The sequence below is a fragment of the Marinobacterium ramblicola genome, from assembly GCF_019084545.1.
Taxonomy (GTDB): domain Bacteria; phylum Pseudomonadota; class Gammaproteobacteria; order Pseudomonadales; family Balneatricaceae; genus Marinobacterium_D; species Marinobacterium_D ramblicola.
The window spans coordinates 18554-43169 of record NZ_JAHREP010000010.1 but is presented as its reverse complement, the minus strand read 5'-3'; the positions used below and the strand labels follow the sequence as shown (position 1 = coordinate 43169).

General features: G+C 57.8%; 27 protein-coding genes. 13 read left to right on the top strand and 14 right to left on the bottom strand.

Annotated elements, in window-relative coordinates; all coding sequences use genetic code 11:
- Positions 1–110: 110 nt before the first annotated feature.
- The 5 genes from KQ940_RS09280 to KQ940_RS09260 all read left to right on the top strand — a co-directional run bounded on the left by KQ940_RS09280 (position 111) and on the right by KQ940_RS09260 (position 4949).
- Positions 111–1205, top strand: a complete 1095-nt coding sequence (locus KQ940_RS09280) for an ABC transporter ATP-binding protein (protein ID WP_217413213.1) — start codon at positions 111–113, stop codon at positions 1203–1205.
- Between the two features lie 106 nt (positions 1206–1311).
- A complete protein-coding gene (locus KQ940_RS09275) occupies positions 1312–2397 on the top strand; it encodes an ABC transporter substrate-binding protein (protein WP_217413212.1) in 1086 nt (361 codons plus the stop codon).
- 164 nt (positions 2398–2561) lie between these two features.
- The gene (locus KQ940_RS09270) at positions 2562–3794 is read left to right on the top strand and encodes an ABC transporter permease (protein ID WP_343222639.1); all 1233 of its coding nucleotides are present in this window, start codon (positions 2562–2564) and stop codon (positions 3792–3794) included.
- 3 nt (positions 3795–3797) lie between these two features.
- Complete coding sequence (locus KQ940_RS09265; RefSeq protein WP_217413210.1) at positions 3798–4649, top strand: ABC transporter permease; 852 nt, start codon at positions 3798–3800, stop codon at positions 4647–4649.
- 84 nt (positions 4650–4733) lie between these two features.
- Positions 4734–4949 (top strand): hypothetical protein, encoded by a 216-nt coding sequence (locus KQ940_RS09260; RefSeq protein WP_217413209.1) that lies wholly within the window; start codon positions 4734–4736, stop codon positions 4947–4949.
- Between the two features lie 18 nt (positions 4950–4967).
- Here the strand turns inward: KQ940_RS09260 and KQ940_RS09255 are convergent, their stop codons facing one another.
- From KQ940_RS09255 to purU, 4 genes are all read right to left on the bottom strand, one after another.
- Positions 4968–5279, bottom strand: coding sequence for a hypothetical protein (locus KQ940_RS09255; protein ID WP_217413208.1), 312 nt, complete (start codon positions 5277–5279; stop codon positions 4968–4970).
- A 204-nt stretch (positions 5280–5483) separates the two neighbouring features.
- Positions 5484–5996, bottom strand: coding sequence for a hypothetical protein (locus KQ940_RS09250; protein ID WP_217413207.1), 513 nt, complete (start codon positions 5994–5996; stop codon positions 5484–5486).
- A 129-nt stretch (positions 5997–6125) separates the two neighbouring features.
- Positions 6126–7175, bottom strand: coding sequence for a GlxA family transcriptional regulator (locus KQ940_RS09245; RefSeq protein ID WP_217413206.1), 1050 nt, complete (start codon positions 7173–7175; stop codon positions 6126–6128).
- A 177-nt stretch (positions 7176–7352) separates the two neighbouring features.
- Positions 7353–8225, bottom strand: a complete 873-nt coding sequence (gene purU, locus KQ940_RS09240; RefSeq protein ID WP_217413205.1) for a formyltetrahydrofolate deformylase — start codon at positions 8223–8225, stop codon at positions 7353–7355.
- A 563-nt stretch (positions 8226–8788) separates the two neighbouring features.
- Between purU and KQ940_RS09235 the strand changes: the two genes are divergently transcribed.
- On the top strand, positions 8789–9673 hold the full coding sequence (locus tag KQ940_RS09235) for a DMT family transporter (RefSeq protein WP_217413204.1): 885 nt from the start codon (positions 8789–8791) through the stop codon (positions 9671–9673).
- A gap of 20 nt (positions 9674–9693) precedes the next feature.
- Here KQ940_RS09235 and KQ940_RS09230 read toward each other — a convergent pair whose 3' ends face one another.
- From KQ940_RS09230 to KQ940_RS09220, 3 genes are all read right to left on the bottom strand, one after another.
- Positions 9694–10137, bottom strand: coding sequence for an Lrp/AsnC family transcriptional regulator (locus tag KQ940_RS09230; RefSeq protein WP_246589917.1), 444 nt, complete (start codon positions 10135–10137; stop codon positions 9694–9696).
- Between the two features lie 77 nt (positions 10138–10214).
- Positions 10215–11021 (bottom strand): DUF1338 domain-containing protein, encoded by an 807-nt coding sequence (locus KQ940_RS09225; RefSeq protein WP_217413203.1) that lies wholly within the window; start codon positions 11019–11021, stop codon positions 10215–10217.
- The gene (locus KQ940_RS09220; protein WP_217413202.1) at positions 11011–12162 is read right to left on the bottom strand and encodes an arginine N-succinyltransferase; all 1152 of its coding nucleotides are present in this window, start codon (positions 12160–12162) and stop codon (positions 11011–11013) included. The genes KQ940_RS09225 and KQ940_RS09220 overlap by 11 nt, the downstream gene beginning before the upstream one ends.
- Before the next feature lie 160 nt (positions 12163–12322).
- Here KQ940_RS09220 and KQ940_RS09215 point away from each other — a divergent pair, with 160 nt between their 5' ends.
- The 3 genes from KQ940_RS09215 to KQ940_RS09205 all read left to right on the top strand — a co-directional run bounded on the left by KQ940_RS09215 (position 12323) and on the right by KQ940_RS09205 (position 15692).
- Complete coding sequence (locus KQ940_RS09215) at positions 12323–12751, top strand: Lrp/AsnC family transcriptional regulator (protein ID WP_217413358.1); 429 nt, start codon at positions 12323–12325, stop codon at positions 12749–12751.
- A 150-nt stretch (positions 12752–12901) separates the two neighbouring features.
- Positions 12902–14344 (top strand): rhomboid family intramembrane serine protease, encoded by a 1443-nt coding sequence (locus KQ940_RS09210; protein WP_217413201.1) that lies wholly within the window; start codon positions 12902–12904, stop codon positions 14342–14344.
- A complete protein-coding gene (locus KQ940_RS09205; RefSeq protein WP_217413200.1) occupies positions 14331–15692 on the top strand; it encodes a tetratricopeptide repeat protein in 1362 nt (453 codons plus the stop codon). The genes KQ940_RS09210 and KQ940_RS09205 overlap by 14 nt, the downstream gene beginning before the upstream one ends.
- On the opposite strand, the gene KQ940_RS09200 is transcribed toward KQ940_RS09205, so the two are convergent.
- Positions 15662–16462, bottom strand: coding sequence for a metallophosphoesterase (locus tag KQ940_RS09200; RefSeq protein ID WP_217413199.1), 801 nt, complete (start codon positions 16460–16462; stop codon positions 15662–15664). The two genes, KQ940_RS09205 and KQ940_RS09200, sit on opposite strands and share 31 nt — an antisense overlap.
- Before the next feature lie 25 nt (positions 16463–16487).
- Positions 16488–16931: a helix-turn-helix domain-containing protein gene (locus KQ940_RS09195; RefSeq protein WP_217413198.1), complete on the bottom strand. Its 444-nt coding sequence runs from the start codon at positions 16929–16931 to the stop codon at positions 16488–16490.
- 78 nt (positions 16932–17009) lie between these two features.
- On the opposite strand from KQ940_RS09195, the gene KQ940_RS09190 reads away from it, so the two are divergent.
- Together KQ940_RS09190 and KQ940_RS09185 are read left to right on the top strand one after the other, a co-directional pair.
- Entirely contained in the window at positions 17010–17495 is a 486-nt protein-coding gene (locus KQ940_RS09190) for a DUF2938 domain-containing protein (protein WP_217413197.1), read from the top strand.
- A gap of 115 nt (positions 17496–17610) precedes the next feature.
- A complete protein-coding gene (locus KQ940_RS09185) occupies positions 17611–18090 on the top strand; it encodes an MAPEG family protein (protein WP_217413196.1) in 480 nt (159 codons plus the stop codon).
- Between the two features lie 20 nt (positions 18091–18110).
- Here the strand turns inward: KQ940_RS09185 and KQ940_RS09180 are convergent, their stop codons facing one another.
- From KQ940_RS09180 to KQ940_RS09160, 5 genes are all read right to left on the bottom strand, one after another.
- Positions 18111–18854 carry an enoyl-CoA hydratase-related protein gene (locus KQ940_RS09180; protein ID WP_217413195.1) on the bottom strand — a complete coding sequence of 248 codons (744 nt, stop codon included), beginning with the start codon at positions 18852–18854 and terminating at the stop codon, positions 18111–18113.
- A gap of 2 nt (positions 18855–18856) precedes the next feature.
- Positions 18857–19804, bottom strand: coding sequence for an NAD(P)H-dependent flavin oxidoreductase (locus KQ940_RS09175; RefSeq protein ID WP_217413194.1), 948 nt, complete (start codon positions 19802–19804; stop codon positions 18857–18859).
- 4 nt (positions 19805–19808) lie between these two features.
- The gene (locus tag KQ940_RS09170) at positions 19809–20378 is read right to left on the bottom strand and encodes a DUF2889 domain-containing protein (RefSeq protein ID WP_217413193.1); all 570 of its coding nucleotides are present in this window, start codon (positions 20376–20378) and stop codon (positions 19809–19811) included.
- Entirely contained in the window at positions 20365–22071 is a 1707-nt protein-coding gene (locus tag KQ940_RS09165; protein ID WP_217413192.1) for an AMP-binding protein, read from the bottom strand. The genes KQ940_RS09170 and KQ940_RS09165 overlap by 14 nt, the downstream gene beginning before the upstream one ends.
- A gap of 86 nt (positions 22072–22157) precedes the next feature.
- Entirely contained in the window at positions 22158–23954 is a 1797-nt protein-coding gene (locus tag KQ940_RS09160) for an acyl-CoA dehydrogenase C-terminal domain-containing protein (protein ID WP_217413191.1), read from the bottom strand.
- 130 nt (positions 23955–24084) lie between these two features.
- On the opposite strand from KQ940_RS09160, the gene KQ940_RS09155 reads away from it, so the two are divergent.
- Entirely contained in the window at positions 24085–24237 is a 153-nt protein-coding gene (locus tag KQ940_RS09155; protein ID WP_217413190.1) for a hypothetical protein, read from the top strand.
- Between the two features lie 56 nt (positions 24238–24293).
- Positions 24294–24554, top strand: a complete 261-nt coding sequence (locus KQ940_RS09150; RefSeq protein WP_217413189.1) for a hypothetical protein — start codon at positions 24294–24296, stop codon at positions 24552–24554.
- The last annotated feature ends 62 nt before the right edge of the window (positions 24555–24616 follow it).

Sequence of the window (24616 nt, the reverse complement as noted above, 5' to 3'; positions counted from 1 at the left end):
TTTTGGCGGGCATCTTCGGTATCTGGCTGTAATTTGCAATGCGATCTTGGCTGTGCATTCTATGGCGAAAATTATAACAAAGATAAAGGAAAAAAGAGGTATGCATTCCTATGGGTGGTAACTCGGAACAGTTTGTACGTTTTGTAAATGTACAGAAGAGCTATGATGGTGAAACACTGGTTGTTAAAAACTTCAACATCGACATAGCTGCCGGCGAATTTCTTACCATGCTGGGGCCGTCCGGCTCCGGAAAAACCACCTGTCTCATGATGCTCGCCGGATTTGAAACGGCTACTCACGGCGAGATCATTCTCGATGGTCAGTCGATCAACAATGTGGCGCCCCACAAGCGCGATATCGGAATGGTTTTTCAGAACTACGCGCTATTTCCACACATGACGGTGGCTGAAAATCTAGCCTTCCCGTTGCGGGTGCGAAAGATTCCGCAGGCCGAAATCGATGCCAAGGTGAAACGCGCGCTGGAGATGGTGCGGCTCGGCAACTTCGGCAACCGACGCCCCGCACAGCTTTCCGGCGGACAGCAGCAGCGTGTGGCGGTGGCGAGGGCGCTGGTGTTCGAACCCAAGCTGGTGCTGATGGATGAGCCGCTCGGAGCCTTGGATAAGAATCTTCGGGAAGAGATGCAGTATGAGATCAAGCATCTCCATGAGCATCTCGGCATCACCATGGTCTATGTGACACATGATCAATCCGAAGCACTGACCATGTCCAACCGTATTGCCGTGTTTGAGGACGGTATCGTACAGCAGCTGGCGACACCCGATCAGCTTTACGAAAAGCCGGAAAACGCCTTTGTCGCCGGCTTTATCGGTGAGAACAATCGCTTGGCGGGCCGGATCAAGTCGATCGGCGGCGAGACCTGTTCGGTGGAGCTCGACGGTGGAGCCGGTGTCGTTGAGGCCCTGAAGGTCAATGTCGACGGGCTCGATAGTCCCACGACACTTTCCATTCGCCCCGAGCGCATCGTGATCGAGCCCGAAGACCCGGCGTATCCAAATAGGTGTCAAGCGCGAGTCGAGGAGTTGATCTATCTGGGCGATCATATCCGCGCCCGAATGACGGTTTCCGGAAACTCCAACTTTATCACCAAGGTGCCCAACACCCAGCGTCACACCCCACTCAAGGAGGGGGAGATCGTCAATATAGGCTGGGCGACAGAGGATTGTCGAGCACTGGATGCCTGATGTTCCGTTTCGCCGCAGCGGTTCGTCTCAATCCCGGGGCGCCGTTGTATTGCAAGACAGGCCGGTCCGGCCAAATGACCACAAGGAAATATCAATGATAAAAAACATGTGTAAACTTTCCGTGATTACCGGTGCTGTGCTTGGGAGTGCCCTTGGCGGTATCGCGCATGCAGAGAACTCCATGACCATCGTTTCCTGGGGTGGTGCTTATTCGGAAGCCCAGAAACGGGCGTTTCACGATCCGTGGATGGAAAAGACCGGCGACAAGATTTTGATGGAACCCAAGGCCGGGCAGGGGCTGGCCAGCTTGCGTAGCCAGATAGAGGCCGGGAATGTGACCTGGGATCTTGTCGATATGCTGGAGGGCGATGCGATTCTGGCATGTGACGAAGGTATCATAGAAGAGATCGACTACGACGCGATTCTGGCTGCGGCTCCCGACGGTACGCTGCCAAGCAAGGATTTTATCGAGGGCTCTCTGAGTGGCTGTTTTATTCCTCAGATCGTCTACGCCACTGTCCTCGCCTATAACGATACCGCTTTTGCAGGTGCGAAGCCGAAAACAGTTGCCGATATATTCGACCTTGAAGGCTTCCCCGGCAAGCGTGCCTTGCAGAAGATTCCGGACGGCAACATGGAGTGGGCGCTGGTTGCCGACGGCGTGTCACCGAAAGAGGTGTACGATGTGCTGAGCACCGAAGAGGGTGTGGAGCGCGCATTCAAGAAACTGGATACCATCAAGGATCAGGTCGTCTGGTGGGATGCCGGTGCCCAGCCGCCGCAACTGCTGGCCGACAAGGAAGTTGTCATTGCATCCGGCTACAACGGTCGCTTTTTCAATGCTCAGGTCAACGAAAAACAGCCATTTACCATCATGTGGGATGCGCAGATGTTCGAGCTGGATGGCTGGGTTGTGCCCAAAGGTAAGCTGACCGACGGAATCAAGGCATACCTGAACTTCGCCACCGATACGCAGCGCCTGGCAGACGAGTCCAAGTTCATCGCTTACGGTCCGGCCCGTGCCTCTTCTGCACCGCTGGTGTCCACGCATGCGGATACCGGTGTCGATATGAAACCGCACATGCCGACCAATCCAGCCAACTTTTTCAATCCCATCAAGAAAGATGCCATCTGGTGGGCGGATCATGGCGACGAAATGCGCGAGCGTTTCAATGCCTGGCTAGCCAAGTAACCTGAAACTGCGGGGTGATCCATTCACCCCGCACTCTTATACGCCATCGCATTTCCCAACATCTACGGTTTCAACAGGTTTATATAAAAATGACTCAAGCACAGATCGCAGCAGGGACCGCGGACGATGTCGGCCTGGTGCCGCGGACTGGAACGAATTCGGGTGTGACAACCGCTGACGGGACGCCGTTGAAGGTCAGCCTCAGGCGGGCGTTGCGGCGACAGCGTTTGTGGGCGATGTTGTTGGTCGCCCCGTTGTTGGTGTTCATTCTGGTTACCTTTATCGTACCCGTGTTCAATATGGCGTTGCGGGGTGTGGAGAATCCACAGATCCACGACATCATGCCGAAGACGACCGCCGCGTTAGGCGACTGGGATGGTAACGGTCTGCCGGATGAGCCTGTGTTTGCGGCGCTCGTCGAAGACCTCAAGTCGGGCTACAAGAGCAAGGAGATCGGTAAGGTCGCCACGCGATTGAATTATGAAGTGCAGGGGATGCGCAGTGCCATCATGGGGTCGGCGCGCCAGGCGGCACGTATAAAGAGCGGCCCCTACAAAGACGCGATGATCGATATCGACGCGGTGTGGGGGGAGCCTGCGACCTGGCGGGTGATCAAGCGGGAGTCGGCTCCTTACACCCTTTCCTATCTGTTGGCCGCGCTGGATATGGGCTACGACGATGACGGCAGTATCGTGATGCAGCCGGAATCTCAGCGTGTTTACGTCCCCCTGTTCACCAGAACGCTCGTCATGAGTGCCACCGTGACCCTGTTTTGTATTCTGCTTGGCTATCCGGTTGCTTACCTGCTGGCGAATCTGCCGCTGCGCACCAGCAATCTGCTGATGATTCTCGTGTTGCTGCCGTTCTGGACATCGTTGCTGGTACGCACGACCACCTGGATTGTCCTGCTGCAGTCTCAGGGTGTCGTCAACGATCTGTTGGTGTGGCTCCATCTCATCGATGATGAGGGGCGTATCCAGATGATCTTCAACAAGACGGGCACACTGGTGGCGATGACGCATATCCTGCTGCCGTTCATGATTTTGCCGCTGTACAGCGTCATGAAAACGGTGCCGCCGAGTTACATGCGTGCAGCCCGCTCCCTTGGTGCCAATCCGCTGGTCGCATTCTGGCGGGTGTATGTGCCGCAGACCGTAAATGGCATCGGCGCAGGCAGCCTGTTGGTCTTCATCCTGTCGATCGGTTACTTCATTACGCCGGCCCTTGTAGGGGGGCAGTCGGGCCAGATGATCAGCAACATGATCGCTTATCACATGCAGAAATCCCTGAACTGGGGGCTTGCGGGCGCTCTGGGTGTGTTGTTGTTGGCTTTGGTACTGGTTCTTTATTCGATTTACAACAAGTTGATCGGCATCGACAAAATAAAAATGGGGTGATCCATGTCTGCACTACCGGCTTACGCCAGCACTCTCGATCGTATTTGGCACTACGGCTACCGTATTTTATGTGCGCTGATATTCGTTTTTCTGATCGGTCCGATCCTGATCATTATTCCACTTTCATTCAACGCCGAACCCTATTTCACGTTCACCCATGAGATGCTCTCTTTCGATCCGGCGGGGTACTCTTTACGGTGGTATGAGGACTTTCTCTCGAATGCGGACTGGATCGCGGCGATCAAGAACAGTTTCATCGTCGGTATTGCATCGACTATTCTGGCGACAGTATTGGGAACGCTGGCCGCGTTGGGGCTGTCTCGTCCTCAGATGCCGTTCCGCGGTCTCATCATGAGCATTCTGATCTCGCCGATGATCGTACCGTTGATCATTTCGGCGGCGGGGATGTTCTTCTTCTACTCCAGCGTGAACCTGGCGCAGACCTATCTCGGTGTAGTGCTTGCTCATACCGCACTGGGAATTCCCTTCGTGGTGATTACGGTGACGGCTACCCTGTCCGGCTTCGACCACTCGTTGACACGGGCGGCATCGAGCCTGGGTGCCTCTCCCTCTTACTCGTTTTTCAAGGTGGTGCTGCCGCTGGTGACGCCGGGGGTTATTTCCGGCGCGCTATTTGCCTTCATCACCTCTTTCGACGAGGTGGTGGTGGTCATCTTCCTGTCCGGCGTCGAACAGCGCACGATGCCTCTGCAGATGTGGTCGGGTATACGCGAGCAGATCAGCCCGACCATTCTGGCGGTGGCAACCATTCTGGTGGCCATGTCCGTTCTGTTGCTGACCGTGTTGGAGCTGCTGCGCCGGCGCAATGAGCGCTTGCGAGGTATTACGGGATAAGTCAGCGGGTGCCCGTCGGGTCACCAGGCGGGCATGTCGGTCCAGAGGCAACCATATTGCGATGAAGTCGGGGGCACTGCTGCGATGAGGCTTAATATAAATATAGCGATCAAGAAGTCCCTGTTCGCTGGGCTGGTTATCAACATTCTGTCTCTTGTTTTATTCGGCGCGATCGGGCTGTTGGCCATCGATACCCTTAACGGTAATCAGCGGGAGTTGAGCCAGAGTGCCGGCTTCGAAGCGCAGGGGCGAAACATCAGTCAGGCCGTTGCCGGTATGCAGGCAATGCCATTAAGTTAAGCCCTCGCACGCACTAGTTCACCGCGCTCTTTTATAATTTGTCGCATACTTCGGCCCTCGGCCCGGTTTCCTGGGATAGCTGTGTTCCGGGCGTACAGCCTCAACACTCTGCGCCATCAACCGAAGCAGCCGCTCAAGAAAATCGCTCACGTCAGCCAGAGTGAAGAGTCTGACGATCTGGTGCGTCATGCGCGACAGCGCGCGGGTGAAGTTGACCTTGTAGCGTCGTTTCCGATGGGCTGTCCGTTGGTCGACGTCACGCTGGGCGGCCGTCACCAGCAGGCTGCCCAGGTTCTTGCTGAACACCTTGGCATGAAAGTCCTGCTGCACGGCCGGCACCGACAGACCGGAAAAACTGTTCGACTTCGAGGTGGCTCTTCATCTTCTTGTAGTCCTCCTCGATACCCCCAGCACAGGTGATATAGGGCCTTGAACTCTTCGGCTGGAATCCGTTCCTCGTCCAAGATGGAAGTGACCAGAATCTCGGGGTCGTCGTTGGGCAGATCGACTCGCACCAGGCGGACCTCCAGCGGATCACAGGACGCCCCCGCGATTCGGCCTTGCCTGATCGCATCGCCGGACGGTTGCAGCGTCACGCGCCTGGGGGCGATTCCCGGCGTCGGGCTGGAAGTGTCCCCGCAGTGCGGGCCGTTCGGGCAGATTGAGCACCGAACCGTCGACAGCAAGGACCCGGAATCCGTACCAGCGCTGACAGTCCTGCTGGTACAGCGTATCGACTAGAAGCCGGTTAAGTTCGATAAACACCTCGGACTTGAGCTTCTTCCTCGCTTGGGTAAAGGCGGACTTGGTGACGAATAGCGCGTCCGGCTCCTGGCCATGGTGCGTCTGGAAGAAGGTTTCCAGTTCGTCCTCGACGGATCCCTTGACCAGATTGCGCAGAAACAGCACCAGATGGGTGAATGTTAGCTTGCGTTCGCGAATGAACGCTTTTTCATCCGGCCGGAAATGATGGATGAACGCCGGATTATGGAGGTGGCTGGCTATTTTTTGTACAATTTCTCTGCGGTATAGAGAACATGTTGTCAACCGTTAAACTTTGATTTTTCAGCACAATGAAACATGCATAATTATATGATATTTAAAGAGTTATTTCGTCTATGGCTTAACTTGATGGCATTGGGTTTTGATGGCGCTACTTTGATGTCTTCGGATGGGTCAGGTTAAGCCTCTATCCCGCGCCTGACGAGCCTCGGTCGGGGAAATTCCAAAATAGTCGCGATAGCAGCGGCTTAAATGTGGCTGAGTCAGGAAACCGCAGGCAGCGGCGATGCTGGTGACGGACTCATTGGTCTGCAGCAAAAGCCGTCTGGCACGTGTTATACGCAGCTCCAAATAGTATTTCGACGGTGTGGTGTCCGCATAACGTTGAAATAGGCGTTCGATCTGTCTGCGTGAAAGACCGACGAAATTAGCGAGTTCATCGATGCCCAACGGTTCCTCGATATTGCTCTCCATCAGCTGTAAAACTTCCTTGAATTTATCCGGCATCATAGGATCGCTAGCGGCTGTCAGCATCGGTCGGCCTTGTTCTTCACTGATCTTGTCGCAGGTGAGTATCTCTTCGATACCGCGCACTACCTCTTTGCCGTAGTGCTTTTTTATAGTGGCCAGCATCATCTCAAGCGCACTGCTGGCGCCGGCGCAGGAGACGCGGTTGCGATCGATCACAAAGGCCTTTTTCGAAGGGATCGCCTTGGGGCAGGTCTCTTCCAGACAGGCGCGGTTTTCCGGGTGCAGGGTGCACTCGTAGCCATCCATCAGTCCCGCCCAGGCCAGAAACAGGCTGCCATTCCAGAGCCCGCCGAGCACCAGTCCTTTCTTGTCGGCTGTGCGCAATAGATCGGATAACTGTTCGTTGGGTTTTAGCGGAGAGCGATATCCGCCGCAAATAAATATCATATCCAGCTCTTCGACCCGGTATCCTTGGATCTGTGAGCTGACCGATATATCGAAACCAAGATCACACCTTACCGTAGAACCGCCGATACCCATGGTTTCGAAGCGATAAAGCGGTGTGCTGCTCAGCAGGTTAGCGGTCACGAGAGCATCGACGGCACCTGTAAATGCCATCATGGAAAAATTCTCTAACAGGATAAATCCGATTCGAACGGGGCCGATATCTTCGACGTTTTTTCCTTCGATAAACGCCTGGTTGCTTCCTATAAAAAGGCTACTGAAAGTACGCTGTCGTTTGGAAGCAGACATGGAGAGTGGCCTCGCTAAAACATTATTTTTTACGTCGTTAGATTATACAGTCTTTTAATCGATATGGCCTTGGTGGGTAAGCTGAATATCGGCCAGCAGTAGCGAGGTTAAGGCATGCACTGCGGAGAGGGCCAGGGGGGCTCCGCAGTGCGATTGTGGTTATACCGGCGCCGCCGTTTATCGGAAGATCACGGTTTTGTTGCCGTCGAGGAATACGCGTTGTTCAATGTGCAATCTTACTGCCCGGGCCAGGGCCACCGTTTCGGTATCACGGCCCACGGCGACCAGCGCATCCGGACGGAAGGTGTGATCGACCGGCTGCACCGACTGCTCGATGATGGGGCCTTCGTCCAGATCGGAGGTGACGTAGTGGGCGGTGGCGCCAATCAGTTTGACGCCGCGCTCGAAAGCCTGATGGTAAGGTTTGGCCCCTTTAAAACCGGGCAGGAAGGAGTGGTGGATGTTGATCGCACGGCCGCGAAGCTGCTTGCAGAGATCATCGGACAGGACTTGCATGTAACGCGCCAATACCACCAGTTCGGTTCCTGTTTCAGCGATGATATCGAGCAGCGCTTTTTCCTGTTCGGGCTTGTTCTCTTTGGTGACCGGAAGATAGATGAAGCGTATGCCTTCCCGTTCCGCCATCGGACGCAGATCCAGATGGTTGGAGACGACAGCGGTGATCTCCATGTGGAGCTCACCCTTGCGCTTGCGGTAGAGCAGGTCGTCCAGGCAGTGATCGAACTTGCTGACCATGATCAGGGTCTTGGTCGGTATGTCCGCGGCATGCAGTTCCCAGTTCATATCGAAGGTGGCAGCCACTTCGGGAAACTGCTCACGGATATCGGCCAGCGTGCAGTCGCCCGTCTCCACGTAGCAAACGGCTCGCATGAAGAACTGTCCGGTGTCGACATCATCGAACTGGGCCAGCTCGCTGATGTAACAACCGCGATTGGAGAGGAAGGAGGTGACGGCCGCGACGATTCCGCTACTTGCGCGGCACGTGGCTTTTAGTACGAAGGTTTCCCGATGCGTGTTTTGAAAGCTCATGCAGGCTTGCTCTTTCCCGTTTCGCCAATCTTTCATTCATATATAAATGAGAGATCTACATATAAATGCTTGTTTGAGTTGGTTATTTTACGATCGTTTCAGGATAATGGAGGAGAAAATCCAAATCAATGGATTTAATCAAGTATCACACACCCTGTGTAAATAATGTTCAGTATTATTCTGCTGTTTATAATTCCTGCGTGAAAATAGATCCGTATATCTAAATCCTGAGCGACCTATCCACTGGATATTGGCAGTGCTGCCGTGTCGCGAAGGTGAAAAATGTTTGTACGCGCCACCGCGCCGTCTCGTCCTGGGGGGTATCCTGACGGCAGTGAGCCCGGTCTGCGCCCAGGGAGGCGGTGTTGGCGCTACCGGATGGCTGATCGCTCCGTTTCTCTGCACCGGTGAATGAGGTGGTTACGATTCGAAAGTAAAGGTGTGTAATAAAGATCGTTTTGATGCTTATCAGTTTCGAATCGTTTGGTTCTCGCTGTCTGCCAAACGCTGTCGCTTATAGAATAGCCGCTTGACTACCCGCTCAAGTTTTCGAGATCAATCCGATGCGTTTCACCGTTCCTCCACACCTGCTACTGATCAGTGTCGCCGCCATCTGGGGCTTTGCCTTTGTCGCCCAGAGCACGGGGATGGAAACTCTGGGACCGCACAGCTTCAATGCCGCGCGTTTCCTGTTGGGCGCACTTTCACTGCTGCCGATCTGGTTGTTGAAGAGACACCATGGGGAATTTTCGGCGCGCACACTGCTGTTTGGCGGGTTGGCGGCGGGCACCATCATGTTTGGCGGCTTCAGCTTCCAGCAGATCGGTCTTCTGCATACCACGGCCGCCAATGCCGGCTTCATCACCGGTATGTACATAGTGCTGGTACCGATCGCGGGATTGCTGCTTGGCCAGAGCACCACAATGCAGACCTGGAGCGGCATTATCCTGGCGATTCTGGGTCTCTACAGTTTGTCGGTCGGCCCTGACTTCGCCATGGGCTATGGGGATACGCTGGAACTGATCGGTGCTTTCTTCTGGACCGCCCATGTGATCATCCTCGGCTGGTTGTCGCGCAGGGCCGATGCTGTCGGCCTGTCGATCATCCAGTTTATGGTCGCGGCGTTATGGTCCGGTATTGCGGCGGGGCTGTATGAAACGCCAAGCCTGCCGGCATTCGAGGCTGCCTGGTTGCCGCTGCTCTATGTCGGCGTTGCCTCCAGCGGTATAGGCTTCACGCTGCAGGTGATCGCCCAGCGTAAGGTCGAACCGGGTATCGCCGCGCTGGTGCTGTCCATGGAGTCGGTGTTTGCCGCTCTCGGTGGCTGGCTATTTCTGGGCGAGCAGTTCGGCAGCAAGCAGCTGCTCGGCTGCAGCCTGATGCTGGCCGGAATGCTGGTGACCCAGTGGCCGGTACGGCAGAAACAGCCGCTACCGAGCCAGAGCTGAGGCTGTAGCGCGGACGCACCCTACTTAAAGAAAGTTTCGGGCAGGGCGCGATCCACCGGCGTGGACAGGATCATCATGGTATTGGTGTCGCTGAGATCGATAAACGCTTCCAGGATCGCGTCCAGCTGCGACAGGGACTCCACCGCCAGCTTGACCAGAAACGCCTGCTCCCCGGTCACGTTGATGCATTCGACCACCTCGTCGTAACTGAGCAGCAACGCCTTGAACTCGCGCTCCTTGGTGCGGTAGACCTTGCACTGCACCATCGCCAGGATGGGGTAGCCGAGCTTGTCCAGGTCCACCTTCACGCGGTAACCGGTGATGATACCGGCGCTTTCCAGTTTGCGTATCCGTTCGGCCACCGCTGGTGCGGAGAGGTGGACCCTCTTGCCCAGCTCCGCATAGGAGATGCGGGCGTTCTGCTGCAGGGCGGCGATAATCTTGCGGTTGATAGCATCGATCATTGTGGCTGTTCAAGCTGGATGTGAAGAGCGAGTACTATCACCGCTTATATCGCCTCAGGCAAGTTGAACAGGCTCGTTTACATCATTGCGTGGGTGCTCTCGAAAATCTTGTCGGCGGAGGCTGCGATAAAGCCGGTATAGAGCTCACCGGAGTTCTGCGGGTAGCGGCGGGCGAACTCGTAGAAGCAGCTCGGGATAGTGGCCGAGCGGTCGCTGAAGGCAACTTCCGCCTTGTCCGCCAGTGTCGACGACTGCTCCAGCAGCTCCTCCGGTGTGCCTTTCACCTCGCCGCCGGCGCTGTTGATGGCAAATCCCTGTGCTTTCAATGCCGCGTTGACGGCTTCCACCGAGTCGAACCGTATCAGGTGGTTGATGCTGACGGTGAAGTGGTTGGCGCGGAAGCCCCAGGCTGCCAACCAGGCGGCGTATTCGCTCTCCGCCAGAAGCCGCTGGTAGCTGGCGTAGTCGATCTGCCAGTGACTGCCGGAATAGAGGAAGTCATCTGCCGACACCGCGTCAGCGTCGACCTGATCGACCAGCTTGCCCACGATCGCTTGAAGTTCAGGCGAAAACTCCTCGACCAGCAGCTCCGATATAAACACCTTCGGCGCGGTCGGGTCCTCATGCTCGTAGTGGCGGGCATAGAGTTTCTTCGCCTCGAAGCGGTATTCGCCACACTGCCGATACCCCAGAGCCAGAAAATGGGCGGCCAGCTTTTCCAGATTGACCTTTTCGAGGTTGAAAGTCCGCAGGGCAATATGGTCGTTGACGATATCGCTATCCTGGGTGTCGCCGAGAATCCGGTGTACCTCCTGTGCCGAGGGGGTTACCTCGAGGTACTGGGTCCAAAGGTGGCGGAACAGGGTATCGCGATCAGCGTGCATGAATATTCTCCTTGTTAGATGGTACTGCGATCGCCGCATCCGGCACTCGGGCTCCGGATACCGGTAATTGAAGGAAACGGGCGCAGTCGCCCTGATCCAGATTCAGCGACTCGGCCAGGGTGCGGGAGATCTCGAGTACCTGCTCGCCTGCGTGGTAGCGGGCCTTGTCGGCGACACCGGCGCGGAACTCCGGTACCGAGGTATTCGCCAGCAGTATCAGACTGTCCGGGCTTTGCTCCAGCTGCCGTTCGTCGCGTGCAACCTTGATGCGACAGGCGGACGACCCGGCGATGCTGCGGATGTCGGTGAGCTTCGCCTCGACGGTGGGGCCGGCGTCGAATGGGTCGACATAACCGCGGTGCTCGAAGCCTTCGCTCTCCAGCAGCTTCAGTGCCGGCCGGGTCTGTTCATGCACTTCGCCGATCACACGCTGCGCTGACGGGTTTAACAGATGTGTGTACAGCGGGTAGCGGGGCATGATGTCGGCAATGAAATCGCTGTTGCCGGAACCGGCCAGCCGGGTGACGGTGGCAAAATCCAGTTGATTGTGATGAGGAGCCAGAAAATGCTCTCGCATCCAGTCCCAGAACGGGGATCGACCCGCTTCGTCGGAGACGCCACGCATCTCGGCAATTACGGTGTCCGCGAAGCGTTCCGGGTGCTGTGCCATGAACAGAAACCGCACCTTGGACAGCAACTTGCCGGCATGTTGCCGACCAGACGCCTGTTGGCGGAAATCCTGGTGACGGAAACGGGGGCGCAGATAAAGCGTGCAGATCTCGGTACAGCCGGTGTAGTGGTTGCACAGGTCCAGCATATCCACATGGTTGCTGATATTCAGATCGCGGGAGTGGTAGGTCTGCCGGCTGTGCCGGAAGTGGTAGAGCGGTTGGCGCAGCCCGACCGACGACTCGATCCCGGTGGTACCCATCACCTCGCCGGTCTCGCTGTCCTCGAGCGCGAAAAGGTAGCTCTCGCCGGCAGGCGATCTCGCCGCACGTGCGAAACTGTCGATCGAGCGCCGGATCTTGCGTTGCAGAAAGTCACGATCACTGGGTAGGGACATGAAGCCGGGGCCCGACTCGACCGCTATCTGATAGAGAGTATCGAGATCCTGATCGGTAATCGGACGAATGATCATGGTGCGCTCCTTATTATTCTCGTACCTGCGCTTAACAAGCGTGGCAGGGCGTAAACCCTGGCGATGCGGGAATTATGGTTGGCGTACTTGCTAAATTGTAGTTTCATATTGTGCTAATTGATGTGAATATTTATCAAATTAACTTGGTTTTTTGATCAAAATGATAAGCAAGCAGGATCATCGGTTGATCGAGCTGCTGCGGCGTAACGCGCGTGCCAGTGTGACCGACCTGGCGAAGGCGCTGGATCTGTCCCGCTCGACAGTGCAGAACAGACTCAATCGGCTGGAGGCCAGTGGTGTTATCCGCAGCTATTCGGTGGAATTGGGCGGGGAGTTCGCGCGCAACCAGGTCGAGGCGCACGTGTCAATCAAGGTGCAGCAGAAGCTGACCGCCAAGACCAACCTTGAACTTGAGCAGATCAACCAGGTGGTGCAACTGTTCTCGGTGAGTGGCGAATACGACCTGATCGCGATTGTGCAGGCGCCGTCGCTGGAGGAGTTAAGCGCGGTGCTGGATGAGATCGGCAATCTTGACGGTGTGGAGCGCACCAACTCGTCGGTGGTGTTGGAGACCAAGTTTCGCCGTTAGGGCAAACTGAGCGTAAAAAACGACGCAATGGCGCGTGCCTGTTGGCTTGTGAATAGCATGTTTGACGGGCTAGGATAGTGCCAGGTTGATGCATCCCCAAACGAGCGGGTGCCAACTACCCCCAAAAGGAATTGTGAGGGCTGACAGTCGATGATAATCGTACCCACCGAGAAACGGCTGGAGTGGAGAAACACGCCGTTTGTTCTGATCCTGATCCTGCTCGTGAATCTGCTGGTGTTTTTTCTCTACCAGAGCGGCGATGGGGCGAAGGGCGACGAAGCGGTAACCGGTTTCGCCGAATCCCGGTATATCGACAAAGAGTTGCCGATCTACCAGCGTTACCTCGAGCTGGAGGGGCGCGACGACGATCTCGCTGCACTGCAGCAAGCCAACGAAGCGGGTGATCCGTACAGCATCGCGCAGCAGATGCTGATGGATCACGGCTATTACCATCACATCTCCAGCAAGGCGCCCTTCATATTTGAGCCCGATCTGTATCAACGCTGGCAAGCTGAGCGTCAGCCGTTTCAGGATACTTTCGACTCCATCAGCAGCTTTGCCTATGGCCTGAGGGCGACGGAGGTGTCGTTTGTCACGCTGATCAGCCATCAGTTTCTGCACGGCGGCTTCGATCACATCTTTGGCAACATGCTGTTTTTGTTGCTGTTCGGATTTGCGGTGGAGGCCGCGATTGGACATCTGCGCTTCCTGCTCTTCTACCTGATCGGCGGTGCGGGCGCGGGGCTGACACAGGTGCTGTTCTCGCTCGGCAGCGATACGCCGCTGATCGGCGCCTCCGGCGCCATCTCCGCCGTGATGGCGATGTACCTGGCGATCTTCCGCCTGAAGAGGATCGAGTTTTTCTACTGGGTGCTGTTCTTCGTCGGTTACTTTCGCGCCCCGGCGCTGTTGATCCTGCCGCTGTATATCGGCAAGGAGGTGTACCAGTACCTGAGTATCGAAGGCTCCAATGTGGCCTATATGGCCCATGCCGGTGGATTCGTCGCCGGTGCCCTGTTGATCGGGCTGGCGATGCTGTTCGGTCGCAATGCGGTGGATGAGGCGTATGTCGAGCAGGAGCAGGGGCCGTCCCAACGCAACAAGGGGTTGGCCGAGGTGTACCGCACCATCGAAGCACTGCGTTTCGACGAGGCGATCAAGCAGCTGGTGGCGCTGGTGGAGCGGGTCGGCAACGATTTCGAGCTCGCCAGGGTGCGCTACAACCTGGAAAAGATCAAACGGGGCGAGCAGTTCGTCCCCAGTTTCTGTGCGCTGATGACGCAGAAAAACCTGTCGGCGGCGCAGGTCGGTGATCTGAACCAGGTGTGGCAGGAGGAGGCGAGAGCGCAGGATCTGCTGCCCGAGCAGGACCAGCTGGAGCTGGCGTTTCGCTTTACCACGCTGGAGGATCTGAAGGGGGCGGCCGACATCGCCGACCATCTCTATGTCCAGGGTTTCAAACCCAGTGAGGTGCTGCTGCTTTCACAGCGTTTGGCAACCCGCTACGCGGAGCTTGGAGACAAGAACAACGCCATGAAGTACCAGCAGTATGCGCAGCAACTGACTAAGGATGGTCACAATGGAGTCATGTAAATACCACCCGGATACGGCGCCCAACTTCCGTTGCGATGAGTGCCGGGAGAGCTTCTGTACTCAGTGCGTCGACCACTCCGTAGCGGGGGAGGCGCGTTGCTTTCAGTGCGGTGCTCTGTTGCGGGTGCGGGTCAGTGCCGACAGTGTCGACCCCCTGTCCAAACGATTGAAGAAGGCGTTTCTCTACCCGCTGAATCCTAATGCGATGGGTTTCATCATCGGTTTGAGCCTGGTGACCACCGCGTTGTCGTTGATGCCAATCGGCGAGGTGTTGCAGTTTATTGCCATGCTGTTCTGCAGCGGCCTGGCGGTGAACTACAGTTTTCTCTGCCTTAAGGCGACGTCAGTTGGCCATATGGAACCGCCCAGATTGGGCGAGGCGGTGGAGGGATCGTTCAGCATACTGATTCGCCTGTTTGCGATGTTTTTCCTGATCGGTTTGGCGGTGATGTTTCTTGGTCGACTGCTTGGGCCGTTAACGGCAATTATCATGATTCTGACGCTTGTCGTGGTGCTGCCGGCAATTCTGATGTGCTTCGCGATGAGCGATCACATACTGTGGGCGGTCTCTCCGGACAATGTTTTTCACCTGATCAAGAATACCGGGTTGCCTTACTGGGTACTGATAATCTTCCTGTTCATCATGTTCAGCTCCGTTTCGCTGCTCAGCAGTTGGATCGGCGATGAGCAGCAGGCGTTCTCCGCCTTTGCCCAGTCCTCGATCTCCTCCTACTACTCGATGGTCGAGTTTCATCTGATGGGGTACCTGCTGTACCAGCATCAGGACAAGCTCGGCATCACCGCCCAGGATATCGAGGATAAGCTGCTGAAGGCGCAGAGCCCGGCGAGTGTGGCGCTGGCGCACGCCAATCTTCGTTTGAAAGCGGGCAACTACTCACGGGCAACAGCTATTCTGCAGCAGGCGATCGCCAGCGACCCCAAGAACACGCGATTGTGGCAGCGTTACTTCGAGCTACTGTGCAGGTTGGAGGACAAGCCCGCGCTGCAGAAGATCGCCGACCGCTATTTTCACCACCTGCTGGAGAGCGCCCAGACCTTCGGCTTGCTCAGAGATGCGAAAAAGCTGTACAGCCTGCTGCCGGACTACATGCCCGAATACGCCCATCTGCGTTTCCATCTCGCCAGCGAATATTACGGCAGCGGCGATGCCGAAACCGCGATCCGCCTGCTCAGCGGCCTACATAAGCGTTTCCCTGAGTATGGACAGCTGATCGAGGCTTACGCTCTAATGAAACAGGCTCTGGAAACGATGCCGGGAATGGAGGAGCAGGTGAGCAAATGCCAGACGCTGCTGGTTCAGCTGGAGCGGCACAGCGCCTCGGCCTGACCAGGACGAGGCAGATCCACCACCAGGTCGGGGACGAAGCAGGGTGGGTCGAACTCATTCGGATATCCGCCCGGGTTGGCAATAATTCTGGTGCCGCGGCACTCAAGATCGACCGGCTCATGTACGTGTCCGTGGATCCAAAGCGCCGCCCTCCCCATCAGTTGAGACAGTCGCGAGGCGAAGGCGGGGGAGAGAATATCCCCCTGGTAGCGGGGAGGAATACAGGCCGCAAGTGGTGCATGGTGACTGATAACCACCTTGGGTCCGGCAAACGGAACCGATAGCGCCTGTTCAAGCCAACGGATGGCGACCCGGTGCAGTCGCTGGCTCTCCTCGGGGGTGAAAACCAAGCCTTCGGGCTGCTCGATGATACTGAAATCCGGCATGACGGCGAGTGCCTTGGCGTACGTTAGCTCGGCGTTTTCATCAGCACTGTCGGCGTAGAGGGCGAAATCGGTCCACAGCGTAGTGCCTAAGAACTTCACACCGTCGATGACGACGCTGGTGTTATCGAGCAGGCGAATACCCAGACGTTTGGCTTCTGCCTGAAGTTCAGCGCGCAGGGCCGGCATGGAGTAACCATAGTACTCGTGGTTGCCCGGCACATAGAGCACCGGCTGGTCAGGGAATTGCCGGGCTGCCCATTCGATCCCACTGCTTCCCGAGTGGATATCGCCGGCCAATATCACCACATCCGCGGCTGCTTCTGGGAGTGAACGCCCTTGCCGGAAGTGTTCAATGTGCAGATCTGACAGGATTCTCAGTCTCATGATTGGACGTACCCCGCTCTGCTACTTAGCCCGCTTTACTCGTACGTTGCGCTCGAGATGTTCTCTTGGTTATCCCTCCACTTATGGCCCCTCTGGAGGCTAAACCCAACAGTCGGCGGAACTTGGGACACTCCATATGACTGGGCGCGGAGCAGACCGCCGCATGGCGCAGGCCATCGCGCATCGAGGTCAGCTGGCGTATGGTCTGGTCAATCTGCTCCGCCTTGTCCAGCAGTAGCTGGCGATCTATCTCGGGACGCCCGTCTGCGCCCAGCATTTGAGCCATTTCATCAAGAGAAAAACCTGCGGCGCGGCCAAGGGCTATCAGCGCCAGTCGCTCCAGGACGTTGCTATTGAAGACCCTGCGTAAACCGCTTCTGCCAACGGATCTGATTAACCCCTTCTCCTCGTAGAAACGCAGTGTCGAGGCCGGTATACCGGATCGTTTGGCGACTTCAGCAATATCCATAAACTTGTTTGACCTCAAGCTGACTTGAAGTTGTAGGCTAGCATCCAGTCGTAGTTTGAACAATCACTGGAGGACTAAATGAACACCCTGTTGCATACGCTGGCGGTCGGTGTCGGTGCTACCGCGATCATGGATCTGTGGGCCGTTGCCCGGCGGTCATTTTTTGGCATCGCCTTGCCCAACTATCGATTGGTGGGGCGCTGGATTGGCCATATGCGGTTTGGGCGTTTTCGCCACGAAGCCATCGCGGCTTCGGAGCCGATATGCGGCGAAGGGGCTCTCGGCTGGAGCATGCACTATCTAATAGGCATCGCTTTCGCAACGTTGTTAATCGGGCTATGCGGCGTCGAATGGCTACGGCAACCCACCCTTGTACCGGCACTCATGGTCGGTATCGGGACGGTGCTGGCGCCGTTCCTCCTGATGCAACCCGGAATGGGGGCGGGTATCGCGGCATCTCGCACGCCGCGTCCGGGCGCGGCTAGAGTTCAGAGCCTGATCAACCACGGCGTGTTTGGCCTCGGCCTCTATATAGCGGCTTGGCTTGTACGCCTGCTTATCTGATTGGAAAAAAGACCCGTAACGGGGTCTGCACCCCGACCGAAATTGACCGCACAACGGTCATTACCTATACCAACAAGGTCGATTTACGCCGACACTATCTTTGGAGGACGATACGATGCCTGTCGAGCCCTCGATACTGAGCATGGATAACCCGGTTCTTGTCACCTATCTGATCACGGCGGCTATCGCGATTTTGAAACTGATGCTGCAGCCCTGGATGACTGTCTATCGAATGATGAAAGTCCGCAGTGGCTTTCGCAGCCCGGAAGATACGAAGAAGACCTCGCTCAATCCCAATCCGGTGCCCGGTCAACTCGAAGTAAATGAATATGTCGAACGGTCGCGACGTCTGAATTTGAATGATCTGGAGAGTATTCCGGGATATCTGGCTGCGGGCTTCCTGTTTGTACTGACGGGCCCGCCATTATGGCTGGCGCAGGTATTGATGTGGACCTACGTGGTGGCCAGGATGGCGCACTTTTGCGCCTACGTGACGGCACAGATTCACGATATCCGTGCGACTTTTTGGACCTTCAGCTCGCTGCCAGTGCTTATTATGACCGGATACGTGCTGCTGACGGCCCTTTCCGCATAGATCGGATCGGGCCGTGCAGATTAGCCTTGCAGAAATGCCTTAAACGCGGCCTGAGCCTCAGCCGAACTGAGCCTCTTCGCGAACAGGGTAGCTTCGGTGTCGATCACCCTGTGCAGTTCCTCTCGCTGCTTTTCCTTCAATAGCCGTTTGCTCAGTCTGACCGCTTCCGGTGGCAGTGTGGCTATTGCAGTGGCGCGGGCCAATGCCGCGGTGGCGAGTTCCGCAGTGGCGACGATCTGATTTGCCAGACCTACCTGCATCGCTTGTTCGGCGCCGAAGGGGCGACCCTCGATCAGCAGCTCGAACGCCTGACGCTGGCCAAGGCGCTGGGTGATCAGCAGGCTGCTGCCGCCTTCTGGTACAAGGCCGAGACGGACAAAGGGCATCTGGCACTTCAGGCTATCGGCAGCGACCACCAGGTCGCAGTGCAGCAGCAGGGTGGTGCCGATACCGACGGCGTCACCCTGTACCGCGGCCAGGAGCGGCTTGGGGAAATCGACCAGCGTGTGCAGGAACTGGACGATGATCTGCAGCTGGGTTGGGTCTGATGCGCCATTGAGGAAGTCGGCGATATCGTTGCCGGCGCAGAACGCTTCACCTGCGCCGCTGAGCAGCACTACGTGGGTGTCGCTATCCTCGGCGGCGGCACTCAACAGCTCGACCAGCTGGCCATACATCGCCTGGGTCAGGGCGTTTTTCTTCTCCGGACGGCTCAGTCGCAGTTCGACGATGCCCAGGGGGTGTTCGATCCGTTCGACGCTCATATTCACTCCATAAATCGGGTGTTATCACGGTTGAACTGGTTCACCGCATCATTGAACTCGTGCCGCATCCTCTGGACCAATTCGGCGACGGGTGGCTGGTCGTGGATCGCGCCCACCCCCTGGCCGGCGGACCAGATGTTTTTCCACGCCTTGGCTTCGTCCTGGTCCATATTGAGCTGCGTCGGCCCGGTGCTGTCGCTGTCCAGTCCCGCCTTGGCAAGACTTGGTTGCATGAAGTTGGCGGGGACGCCGGAGACCTTCGGCGTGTAGACAATATCGGAGGCGGCACAGTCGGTGATCATCTGTTTGTAAGCGGCGTCGGCCCGGCTTTCATGGGTATTGATGAAGCGGGTGCCGGCGTAGGCCAGATCGGCGCCGAGCATGCGTGCGGTGGCGATATCGCGACCGCTGGAGATGCAGCCGGATAGCAACAGCGTACCGGTGAAGAACTGGCGGATCTCGCCGATCAGTGCGAACGGGCTTAGCGTGCCGGCATGGCCGCCGGCCCCGGCGCAGACGGCGATCAGGCCGTCGACGTCGGCCTCGGCGGCCTTGCGGGCGTGGCGGATATTGGTGACGTCGTGGAACACCAGGCCACCGTAGCTGTGTACCGCGTCGACCACTTCGCGCACGGCACCGAGGGAGGTGATCACCAGCGGTACCCGGTGTTTGACGATCAGCTCCAGATCCTGGCGCAGACGCGGATTGCTCTGGTGTACGATCAGGTTGACGCCGAACGGGGCTGGGTTTTCCGCTTCCGCCAAAGCCTCCTCTATGCTGTTAAGCCACTGCTCGAACCCTTCGCTGGTGCGCTCGTTCAGCGCGGGAAAGGTGCCGATAACACCGGCCTTGCAGGTCTCGATCACCAGCTCGGGGCCGGAGACCAGGAACATGGGGGCGGCCACGAGGGGCAGTTTCAGTCGGCCCAGATAGTTGTCGGGGATGCTCATCGAATCAGTTTCCTTCTACTGTCTCTTCCTTATCGGGGATATAGAGATGCGGGATATGTTTGCGGATCACCTCGCCGCTCTGTGACCAGCCGTGGCAGCTGTTGAGCAAGACGGAGGAGGCCTGCTCAACGAGGTCGTCGCGATCGCTGGGCCAGAGCGTCTGTATCGCGGTGGTGGCCAGCGGGATCAGCAGTTCGTTGAGGTGGGTGCAGCCCTTGACGCCGCCGAGCAGATCTCTGACCTGTCGGTTCCAACCCGGCCCGATGCGGGTGCCTTCGAGTTGACGAAAGGCGTCGGCGATACCGGGACAGTTGGGGAAGGGCGAGGCGTCGATGCTGGCTTCCACCCGGTGAATCGTCAGCCGGTGGTCCAGTGTCAGCCGCATCCACATATCGTGGAACGGCTCGCCTGCGCTGACGTAACCACTTGCGCGATACTCATTGTCCACATCGCGGGTCTTGGTGTCGGTCATCCGCGCCTCGATATCCCACAGCCCATCCTCGCGTTCGAAGCCGAGGCACTGCACCGCTCGGGTGTGGATATGGCGTCGGCGTACCGGTTTAGTCAACGGCATTGGCGGCCTCCTTGCGGTCGATGACCTGGCTATCGGTCAGCGGACAGCCGGTTTTCAGTGCCCGGCGCAACACCTTGCCCACATTGGTTTTGGGCAGCTCGTCGGCGAATTCGATCACCTTGGGCACCTTGTAGCGGGTTAGCCGCTCGCGGCACCAGTTACGAATCGTTTCCACATCCAGCAAGTCGTCAGATTTAACCACCACCAGTTTAACCACCTCGCCGCAGGTCGGATCGGGGATGCCGATCGCCGCACACTCGACCACGCCGGGATGCGAGGTGACCACATCCTCGATCTCGTTGGGATAGACGTTGAAGCCGGAGACGATGATCATATCCTTGGAGCGGTCGACGATGCGCAGGTAGCCGTCGGTATCGCGCACGGCGATGTCGCCGGTTTTCAGGTAACCGTCGTCGGTGAAGATCTCGCGAGTGGCGTCTTCGCGCTGCCAGTAACCGGCCATCACCTGCGGCCCCTTGATACATAGCTCGCCGGCCTCGCCATCGCTCAGGAGCTCGCCGGCCGTACCTCGGATACTGATCTCGGTAAAGGGGACCGGCAGGCCGATGGTGCCGCCACGGATCGCCCGGGGCGGGTTGATCGCCACCGCCGGTGAGGTTTCGGTCAGGCCATAGGCTTCGCAGATGGTGCAGCCGGTGACCTCCTGCCAGCGCTTCGACGCGGCGTTGGTCAGCGCCATACCGCCGGACAGGGTGATTTTGAGAGCACTGAAATCCAGGCTACGGAACGCCGCGTTATTGCACAGCGCAATAAACAGGGTGTTCAGCCCCATGAAGGCGGTGGTACGCCAGTTCCTGAGCGCCTTGACGAAGCCGTTGATATCCCGCGGGTCGGGGATCAGTATGCTGTGGCCACCGCTGGCGAGGACCACCTGGGCGACGGTGAATGCGTAGATGTGGTAGAGCGGCAGCGGCGCGATCACTGTATCGGCCCAATCATCGCCCACCGGCTGAATCACCCGCAGTGCCTGCTGCATATTGGCGAGCAGGTTGGCGTGAGTCAGCATGGCGCCCTTGGACACGCCGGTGGTGCCACCGGTGTACTGCAGTGCGGCCAGATCCGATGGTAACCGCTCAACCGGGGTCGGTATGGTATTGATATGCTTCAGCAGCGCGCTGCGCAGGCTGATGGCACCGGGCAGGTCGAAGCGGGGCTCCATCTTCTTGACATATTTTACTGCGGCGTTGATCAGGTGGCGCTTGACAAAGCCGTGCAGATCGCCGACCTGGGTCAGGAACACCTGGTCAATGTCGGTCTCGGCGAGGATCTGCTGCGCCTTGTGCGCCATCGATTTGTGGATCACCAGGGCTTTGGCGCCGCTGTCGCGGAACTGGTGCTCCATCTCGGCCGGGGTGTAGAGCGGGTTGGTGTTGACGATCACCAACCCTGCGCGCAAGGCGCCGAATACCACTACCGGATACTGGATCAGGTTGGGCAGTTGAATGGCGATGCGATCACCTGGCTGGAGGTCGGTTTCGCGCTGCAGATAGCAGGCAAAGGCAGCGGAGAGGTGGTCCAGCTCACGGTAACTGAGAGTACGACCGAAGCTGGTGAAGGCTGGCTTATCGCTGTAACGACGGCAGCAGCTGGCGAGAAACTCGGGGATGTTGCGGTAGCCATCCGAATTGAGTTCCGCCGGAATGCTTTGGCCGGTACTGATTGGATTGTCCATCGTCTACCTGATTTGTTGTTATTCGGTCTGTCAGAGATGGTAGTGACGGCGTACCCTGGCAGGGAGACGCCGTCGGCAAGTGGCACTTAGAAGGCGAAGTGCTCCTCGCTCAATGCCATCAGGTTATCGGAGCCCGACAGCATCGTCTCCACCAGCGAGCGAGTGCGCGGCAGGATTCGCTCGAAGTAGAAGCGGGCGGTGGTCAGCTTGGCGCGGTAGAACGCCGCATCGCCACTGCCTTCGGCCAGTTTATGCTGCGCCACCTGTGCCATGCGGGCCCAGAAGTAGGCGAGGGTGACATAGCCGGAGTACATCAGGTAGTCCACCGAGGCGGCGCCCACCTCGTCGCGGTTCATCATCGCCTTCATGCCCAGTTGCTGGGTCAGCTCGCCCCACTCTTTGTTGTGCTTCTCCAGCGGGCCAACAAAGGCGCGCATCTTCGGCTCTTCGGCTGCGGCCTGGCAGAACTTGTGAATTACCTTGGTGAACGCCATCAGCGTTTTGCCTTCGCTCATCAGCACCTTGCGGCCGAGCAGATCCAGCGCCTGGATCTGGGTGGTGCCCTCGTAGAGCATGGAGATACGGCTGTCGCGCACGTTCTGCTCCATGCCCCACTCGCTGATATAGCCGTGGCCGCCGTAGATCTGCAGCGCGTGGTTGGCGGACTCGAAACCGAGTTCGGTCAGGAACGCCTTGGCGATCGGGGTCAGCAGGGCGAGTTGGGTATCGGCCTGTACCTTCTCTTCATCGCTGGCCAGTTTGGTCTTATCCACCAGTTGGGCGCAGTGGTAGATCAGCGCGCGGCCGCCTTCGGCTATCGCCTTCTGCGTCAGCAGCATCTTGCGCACCTCCGGGTGCACGATGATCGGGTCGGCGGGCTTGTCCGGTGCCGCCGGGCCGTTCAGCGCCCGCATCTGCAGGCGCTCGCGGGCGTAGCTCAGCGAGTTCTGGAAGCCCCACTCGGCATGCGCAAGCCCCTGTAGCGCGGTGCCCAAGCGGGCGGTGTTCATGAAGGTGAACATGCAGTTCAGCCCCTTGTTCGGCGGGCCGATCAGGTATCCGGTGGCGCCGTCAAAGTTCATCACGCAGGTGGAGTTGCCGTGGATCCCCATCTTATGCTCGATGGAGCCGCAGGCAACCGCGTTGCGCTCGCCCGCATCGCCGGCGGCGGTGGGGATGAACTTGGGCACGATAAACAGCGAGATCCCCTTCACCCCGGCCGGGGCCTCCGGCAAACGGGCCAGCACGATGTGCACGATATTGTCGGCCATGTCATGCTCGCCGGCGGAGATGAAGATCTTGGTGCCGCTGATCGCATAACTGCCGTCCGCATTGGGTTCGGCCTTGGTACGCAGCAGTCCCAGGTCGGTACCGCAGTGCGGCTCGGTCAGGCACATGGTGCCGGTCCACTCGCCGGAGACCAGCTTGGTCAGGTAGGTCTGTTTCTGCTCGTCGGTGCCGTGTGCTTCCAGTGTGTTCATGGCGCCGTGGCTGAGGCCAGGGTACATCGCCCAGGACCAGTTGGCGCTGCCGACCATCTCGTTGATGATGATGCCGATCGATTCCGGCAGGCCCTGGCCGCCGAACTCAGGGCTGTGCGACAGTGACGGCCAGCCGCCCTCGACGAACTGCTGGTAGGCTTCGCGGAACCCTTCCGGTGTGGTGACTTCGCCATCCTTGAAGCTGCAGCCCTGCTCGTCGCCGACGCGGTTCAGCGGCGACAGTACCCGCTCGGCAAAGCGGGCGCCCTCTTCGACGATGGCGCCGACCATATCCGGTGTGGCGTCTTCGCAGCCAGGCAGCGACTGGTAGTGCTGCTCCATCTGCAGCAGATCATTGAGCACGAACTGAATATCGCGTTGGGGTGCCTTGTATTCCGGCATGACTCGTCCCTCTTGTCGTTATGTAGGGCTATATACGGGGCTATCGACTGGCAATCTGCGCAGGGCGCAGCGCACGGCTTGAGTGCTGTGCTCCTTGGGTTAAGCATGGTCGATGGGCCGGGAGTCGCCAATGACAAAAGCTGCCAGTTTTGCTGGCAAAAAATGGCAATGGTGTGGTCAGGCCCGTTTCACTTGGATTTGTGCGGAGGTTTGGCGTTTGTGGAGCGTGACATTTTCGGTCAAATATTCGCCGCCCTTCGTCACCCGACAGCGTAACGGCTGAGGGCGGCTATACTCAGGCTGTAATCCAACAGATCCACTGTATTGAGGGCTACCGCTATGTTTAATTTGAAAACGACTCTGGCTACCGCAGTGTGTGCAGTGGTGTTGTCGTCGCCTGCTCTCGCCAGCCACTGTCCGATGGACGCCAAGTCGATCGACGCTGCGCTAACCAAGATGGCGCTGAGCGATGAGGTAAAAGCTCAGGTGCAAGCGCTGCGCGACGAGGGGATGAAACTGCATGAAGCCGGCAAGCATCAGGATGCGGAGAAGAGCCTGGCGCAAGCGATGAGGATGTTGCTGGACTCCGTCTCCATGTAGTGATTCTCACCCAAAAAAAGACGGGCGGGTCCCGAAAGGGGCTGCCCGTCAAGGGTGCGAGA

Bases quoted from the DNA above. Each gene is read 5' to 3' on its own strand.
- KQ940_RS09190 (WP_217413197.1), top strand. From the start codon at position 17,010: ATGAACACCCTGTTGCATACGCTGGCGGTCGGTGTCGGTGCTACCGCG.
- KQ940_RS09265 (WP_217413210.1), top strand. From the start codon at position 3,798: ATGTCTGCACTACCGGCTTACGCCAGCACTCTCGATCGTATTTGGCAC.
- KQ940_RS09260 (WP_217413209.1), top strand. From the start codon at position 4,734: ATGAGGCTTAATATAAATATAGCGATCAAGAAGTCCCTGTTCGCTGGG.
- KQ940_RS09200 (WP_217413199.1), bottom strand. From the start codon at position 16,462: ATGAGACTGAGAATCCTGTCAGATCTGCACATTGAACACTTCCGGCAA.
- KQ940_RS09220 (WP_217413202.1), bottom strand. From the start codon at position 12,162: ATGATCATTCGTCCGATTACCGATCAGGATCTCGATACTCTCTATCAG.
- KQ940_RS09275 (WP_217413212.1), top strand. From the start codon at position 1,312: ATGTGTAAACTTTCCGTGATTACCGGTGCTGTGCTTGGGAGTGCCCTT.
- KQ940_RS09180 (WP_217413195.1), bottom strand. From the start codon at position 18,854: ATGAGCGTCGAACGGATCGAACACCCCCTGGGCATCGTCGAACTGCGA.
- KQ940_RS09175 (WP_217413194.1), bottom strand. From the start codon at position 19,804: ATGAGCATCCCCGACAACTATCTGGGCCGACTGAAACTGCCCCTCGTG.
- KQ940_RS09150 (WP_217413189.1), top strand. From the start codon at position 24,294: ATGTTTAATTTGAAAACGACTCTGGCTACCGCAGTGTGTGCAGTGGTG.
- KQ940_RS09210 (WP_217413201.1), top strand. From the start codon at position 12,902: ATGATAATCGTACCCACCGAGAAACGGCTGGAGTGGAGAAACACGCCG.
- KQ940_RS09215 (WP_217413358.1), top strand. From the start codon at position 12,323: ATGATAAGCAAGCAGGATCATCGGTTGATCGAGCTGCTGCGGCGTAAC.
- KQ940_RS09245 (WP_217413206.1), bottom strand. From the start codon at position 7,175: ATGTCTGCTTCCAAACGACAGCGTACTTTCAGTAGCCTTTTTATAGGA.
- KQ940_RS09195 (WP_217413198.1), bottom strand. From the start codon at position 16,931: ATGGATATTGCTGAAGTCGCCAAACGATCCGGTATACCGGCCTCGACA.
- KQ940_RS09170 (WP_217413193.1), bottom strand. From the start codon at position 20,378: ATGCCGTTGACTAAACCGGTACGCCGACGCCATATCCACACCCGAGCG.
- KQ940_RS09185 (WP_217413196.1), top strand. From the start codon at position 17,611: ATGCCTGTCGAGCCCTCGATACTGAGCATGGATAACCCGGTTCTTGTC.
- KQ940_RS09230 (WP_246589917.1), bottom strand. From the start codon at position 10,137: ATGATCGATGCTATCAACCGCAAGATTATCGCCGCCCTGCAGCAGAAC.
- KQ940_RS09225 (WP_217413203.1), bottom strand. From the start codon at position 11,021: ATGCACGCTGATCGCGATACCCTGTTCCGCCACCTTTGGACCCAGTAC.
- KQ940_RS09155 (WP_217413190.1), top strand. From the start codon at position 24,085: ATGACAAAAGCTGCCAGTTTTGCTGGCAAAAAATGGCAATGGTGTGGT.
- KQ940_RS09160 (WP_217413191.1), bottom strand. From the start codon at position 23,954: ATGCCGGAATACAAGGCACCCCAACGCGATATTCAGTTCGTGCTCAAT.
- KQ940_RS09280 (WP_217413213.1), top strand. From the start codon at position 111: ATGGGTGGTAACTCGGAACAGTTTGTACGTTTTGTAAATGTACAGAAG.
- purU (WP_217413205.1), bottom strand. From the start codon at position 8,225: ATGAGCTTTCAAAACACGCATCGGGAAACCTTCGTACTAAAAGCCACG.
- KQ940_RS09235 (WP_217413204.1), top strand. From the start codon at position 8,789: ATGCGTTTCACCGTTCCTCCACACCTGCTACTGATCAGTGTCGCCGCC.
- KQ940_RS09165 (WP_217413192.1), bottom strand. From the start codon at position 22,071: ATGGACAATCCAATCAGTACCGGCCAAAGCATTCCGGCGGAACTCAAT.
- KQ940_RS09205 (WP_217413200.1), top strand. From the start codon at position 14,331: ATGGAGTCATGTAAATACCACCCGGATACGGCGCCCAACTTCCGTTGC.